General features: G+C 72.9%; 4 protein-coding genes. All 4 read right to left on the bottom strand.

Features of this window, described 5'->3' with window-relative positions:
* Positions 1–29: 29 nt before the first annotated feature.
* Complete coding sequence (locus tag GPJ59_RS33370) at positions 30–623, bottom strand: hypothetical protein (RefSeq protein ID WP_258025299.1); 594 nt, start codon at positions 621–623, stop codon at positions 30–32.
* Entirely contained in the window at positions 620–2,404 is a 1,785-nt protein-coding gene (locus GPJ59_RS33375; RefSeq protein WP_219671657.1) for a nickel-dependent hydrogenase large subunit, read from the bottom strand. Before GPJ59_RS33375 ends, GPJ59_RS33370 begins: the two co-directional genes overlap by 4 nt.
* 164 nt (positions 2,405–2,568) lie before the next feature.
* Positions 2,569–3,624 carry a hydrogenase expression protein HypE gene (locus GPJ59_RS33380; RefSeq protein ID WP_219671658.1) on the bottom strand — a complete coding sequence of 352 codons (1,056 nt, stop codon included), beginning with the start codon at positions 3,622–3,624 and terminating at the stop codon, positions 2,569–2,571.
* Positions 3,625–3,688: 64 nt separating this feature from the next.
* Positions 3,689–4,949: enoyl-CoA hydratase-related protein (locus tag GPJ59_RS33385; protein WP_219671659.1), on the bottom strand; the 1,261-nt coding region annotated here is incomplete at its 5' end.

A 4,949-nucleotide genomic window follows, 5' to 3' on the forward strand; every position in this document is an offset into this window, starting at 1 on the left:
GTCCGTGCCGGTGCGGGCCGCGGCGGCGCTCACCGCTGCCGCGCCGCGGCCGGCGGCCGGTGGCCGATCTGCAGCAGGGCCGGCTCCCGGTCCCGCCGCACGGGCTCCAGCTCCACGGCGGTCACCTCGGGTACGAGACCGGCCAGCGCGTCCTTCAGCTCCTGCGGCACGCCGTCGCCGCCGTTGCCGCATCCGCAGCCGCCGCCAGGGGCGGATGCGGCGCGCAGCCGCAGCCTTCCCGTCGCCTCGTCGAAGTCGAGCACCTCGACCCGCTCCCGGGAGGCGGCCAGCACCCGGCCGATGCGCGTGCGCGCGTCCTCCGGGTGCAGATCGTGCAGGGCCAGCAGGCCACCCACCAGTTCGTCGTCGAGAAGGGCGGCCAGCCGCCCCTCGTCGAGGCCGGCGACGACCCGCGCCAAGCCGGCGCCGTAGAAGTCCATCAGGACGCGGACGAGTTCCTCCGCCGCCGTGTACGCCGCCCCGCCGGCAGCATCGCCGGCCGCGGCGAAGCCGTCGAGGATCTCCTCGACCCGCCGGCCCGCCTCCCTGGCGTGGAGGCCCGCGGTCGCGGTCGCGGGGACGGCCGCCGGGACGGCGGCCCGCGCATCGGTGGCCGCGCTCATCCGCCCAGTCCGCTCAGCCCGGTGGGCACGTGCATCTGCTTGACGGTCTTCCCGCCGCCCACGTACATGTGCACCCCGCACGGCAGGCAGGGGTCGAAGCTGCGCACGGCACGCATGATGTCGATGCCCTTGAAGTTCTCCGGCGGGTTCTCCTCGAAGATCGGCGTGTTCTGCACGGCGTCCTCGTAGGGGCCCGGAGTGCCGTACGTGTCGCGGGTGCTGGCGTTCCACGGCGTCGGCGGGTACGGGTGGTAGTTGGCGATCTTGCCCCCGCGGATCACCATGTGGTGCGAGAGCACACCGCGCACCGCCTCGGTGAAGCCGCAGCCGATGGACTCGTCCGGCACCTCGAACTTCTCCCAGGTCTGGGTGCGTCCGGCCCGGACCTCCGCGAGCCCCTGCTCGGCACAGTGCAGCGCGACGGCCGCCGCGTACGCCTGGAAGTACGTGCGGGCGCGGTTGCGCTCCAGCGCGTTGCTCCACCGGGGGATCTTCCACTCGAAGGTGGTCTCCGGCTTGGTCATCGAACGCGGCAGGTTGATGACCACGCTGTGCCCGGTGGCCTTGACGTACCCGATGTCGACCAGCCCGGACAGGGCGGTGGACCACAGCCGGGCGATCGGGCCGCCGCCGGTGTCCAGGGCCAGGTGGTCCGTGCCGTCGAACCAGCGCGGCGACATCACCCAGCTGTACTTGTCGTCGAAGTTCCGCTTCTGCGGGGCGGGGATGGTGTGCTGGTTCCACGGGTGGCGCGGGTCCACCGGGTTGCCGAGCGGGTCGTGCGTGACGAACTGCTCCTGGCCGGCCCAGTCCTCGTAGTACGAGCTGCCCAGCAGGATGCGGATGCCCAGATTGATCTTGGTGAGGTCGTTGGTGACCAGCTTGCCGTCCACCACCACGCCCGGGGTGACGAACATCTTCCGTCCCCAGTCGGTCATGTTGGCGTAGGTGAAGTCGCAGTACTCGGGGTCGTTGAGGGCGCCCCAGCAGCCCAGCAGGACCCGCCGCCGGCCGACCTCCTCGTAGCCGGGCAGGGCCTCGTAGAAGAAGTCGAACAGGTCGTCGTGCAGGGGCACGACGCGCTTCATGAACTCCACGTACCGCATCAGGCGGCTCAGGTAGTCCGTGAACAGCTGGACGGAGGCGATGGTGCCGACGCCGCCCGGGTAGAGGGTGGAGGGGTGCACGTGGCGGCCCTCCATCAGGCAGAACATCTCCCGGGTGTAGCGGCTGACCTGGAGTGCCTCGCGGTAGAACTCGCCCTCGATCGGGTTGAGGGAGCGCATGATGTCGGCGATGGTGCGGTAGCCGTGGTCGGCGGCGTGCGGGGCCTCGGTGCGCTCGGCGAGCTCCAGCACGCCCGGGTTGGTCTCGCGGACCATCTTCTCGCAGTAGTCGACCCCGACCAGGTTCTCCTGGAAGATGTTGTGGTCGAACATGTACTCCGCGGACTCGCCCAGGTTGATGATCCATTCGGCGAGGTGGGGCGGCTTGACCCCGTAGGCCATGTTCTGCGTGTACACGGAACAGGTCGAGTGGTTGTCCCCGCAGATCCCGCAGATGCGGCTGGTGATGAAGTGTGCGTCGCGGGGGTCCTTGCCGCGCATGAACACGCTGTAGCCGCGGAAGACCGATGAAGTGCTGTAGCACTCCGCGACCCGCTTCTGCTTGAAGTCGATCTTGGTGTGGATGCCGAGACTGCCCACGATCCGGGTGATCGGATCCCAGGCCATCTCCACGAGGCCACTGCCGTCACCGGCCGCCTTGGTCTTCGGAGTCATCGTCTGTGCCGTGAACCTTCCGGGATGCGGGAGCTGCGGTAGCTGAGAGGACGGGTGGGGGACCGGAGGACCGGAGGACCGGAGGCCCCGGGGACCGGGGGAGCCGTGCGGGCCGGCGCGGCGGCCCGGCGGCCCGGTGGCGGCGCCGCCGGCCCGCCGGGGCGTCACCAGGGCGGCCGGTAGCCGGTCGTGAGCTTCGTACCGCTACGGCGCCACCTGGGCTCCTGGTCCACCGTGTGGCGGGTGATCGACCGGAGCCTGCGGATCACCGCCCCGTACGCGCCGCTCGTCGTGGTGGACACCTTGGCCCCGGGCGGTTCGTCCATGAACGGCATGAACTTGTCCGGGAATCCGGGCATGGTGCAGGCGATGCAGATGCCACCGACGTTGGGGCAGCCGCCGATGCCGTTCATCCAGCCCCGCTTGGGGACGTTGCACTGGACGACCGGACCCCAGCAGCCCAGCTTCACCAGGCACTCGGGGGAGTCGTAGACCTGCGCGAACTGGCCCTGCTCGTAGTAGCCGGCCCGGTCGCAGCCCTCGTGCACGGTGCTGCCGAACAGCCAGGTCGGGCGCAGCTTCTCGTCGAGCGGGATCATCGGGGCCGAGCCGGCCGCCTGGTAGAGCAGGTACGTGAGCGTCTCGGCGAAGTTGTCCGGCTGGATGGGGCAGCCCGGTACGCACACGATCGGGATGCCGGCGTGGGACAGCCAGTTCCAGCCCAGGTAGTCGGGCACCCCCATGGCGCCGGTGGGGTTGCCCTCCATGGCGTGGATGCCGCCGTACGTGGCGCACGTACCGATGGCGACGACGGCGAGGGCCTTGGGCGCGAGCCGGTCGATCCACTCGCTCGTCGTGATGGGCTGGCCGGTCTCCGGGTCGGTGCCGAAACCGCACCAGTAGCCCTCGCGCTTGATCTCCTCGTTGGGCACGGAGCCCTCGACGACGAGGACGAACGGGTCGATCTCGCCGCGCTCGCCCTTGAAGAACCACTCGATGAACGTGTCGGCGCCGCCGACCGGGCCGCACTCGAAGTCGATCAGCGGCCAGTGCACCTGGATCCTCGGGAGCCCGGGCAGCGCTCCCGTCACGATCTCCTCGATGGCCGGCTGCATGGCCGCCGTCAGGGCGACGGAGTCGCCGTCGCAGCTCAGGCCGGCGTTGATCCAGAGGATGTGGATCGGGGGAGCGTCGGCCGCGACCGGCGTTGCTGCGTCCATGCGGGGTTCCTCCTCGGGGAGGGCGGTGGGGGGACGGACCGCTGCGGCGGTCCCCCCCTTCTTGCTAACAGGGGGTCGGCCCGGCTGCGCCGTCATGCGCGTCCAGTCCAGTGACCCGGGCCGGGTCCGGACGCCTCGGCCGCGGGTCCCGCAGGTGCGGCGGGGTCGCGGCCGGCCGTTCCTTGCGGACGAACGCCCGCCGCAGGCGGTGGTAGGGCGCCGAGGGGTCGTCGAACACGGCGCGCATCCGGGCCAGCTCGTGCGCCCGGTAGGAGTCCAGCGGCCGGACGGCCTCGTCCCGTTCCCGCCGCGCCTTCTTGGCGGCGATCCGGCCGGGGGTGCCTGGCGCCGCCGCCAGCCGCCCGGCCAGATGCGCGGTCCGCGCCGTGAAGTCCTGCGGGGCGCAGGCGATCGTACGGTCGGCCAGCCCGGCCTCCACCGCGGCGGCGGCGCTGACCGGCAGGGCGTCGGCCGTCAGCCGCGCGGCGGCCGCAGCGCCCACCCGGCGGGGGAGGGTGTACGTCCAGTACTCGGAGCCGTACAGCCCCATCAGCCGGTAGTGCGGGTTCAGGACGACGCCGCTGCGGCACCACACCTCGTCGGCGGCCAGGGCCAGCATGGCGCCGCCGGCGGCCGCGTTGCCTGCGAGGGCGGCGACGACGAGCCGGTCGGTGGTGGTCAGGACCGCCTCCACCAGGTCGTCGATCGCGTTGATGTTGGCCCAGGACTCCGCGGCCGGGTCGGCGGCCGCCTCGATGACGCCGAGGTGGATGCCGTTGGAGAAGAAGTCCCGGCCGCCGCCGAGGACGAGGACGGACGTGGGGCGCGAGCAGGCGGCCCGGTAGGCGTCGAGGAGGCGCCGGCAGTGGTCGGTGCTCATGGCGCCGCCCGGGAACGAGAAGGTCAGGAAGCCGGTCGTACCCTCCTCCCGGTAGCCGATGTCGCACCAGGTGCGGCGGTCCGCGGCGCGGGCCGGCGGGAGCGGGTGCCCGGGCAGCGGGGGCGGGCTCTCGGGCAGCGGCGGCAGCCGGTCGCCGAGCGCCAGGGTGGCGGGCAGTTTGACCGGGACCGGCTCGCCGGGGGTGCGCGGGGCGCGCAGCTCAGGGATCCACACGGCGCCGTCGGCGGGGGGCCCGGAGGCGGGGCCCGCCCGGGGGGGGGGGGGGGCGTCGGGCGCGGCGCGCGGCGCGTCCCCGGGGGGGGCGCCGCGCCGGGACCCCCGGGGGGCGGGGAGCGCGGCGGGGGCGGCGCGGCGGGGGGCGGCGGCCCGCGGGGGGGGGGGGACCCGCTGCGCGGGCGTCCTGTCCCTTTTCCACACCTCCCGG

This window comes from Streptomyces bambusae (genome assembly GCF_019400985.1).
Taxonomy (GTDB): Bacteria; Actinomycetota; Actinomycetes; order Streptomycetales; family Streptomycetaceae; genus Streptomyces; species Streptomyces bambusae_A.

What these genes read in the sequence shown, in the direction of transcription:
- GPJ59_RS33370 (WP_258025299.1), bottom strand. Translation starts at nt 623, where the DNA reads ATGAGCGCGGCCACCGATGCGCGGGCCGCCGTCCCGGCGGCCGTCCCC.
- GPJ59_RS33380 (WP_219671658.1), bottom strand. Translation starts at nt 3,624, where the DNA reads ATGGACGCAGCAACGCCGGTCGCGGCCGACGCTCCCCCGATCCACATC.
- GPJ59_RS33375 (WP_219671657.1), bottom strand. Translation starts at nt 2,404, where the DNA reads ATGACTCCGAAGACCAAGGCGGCCGGTGACGGCAGTGGCCTCGTGGAG.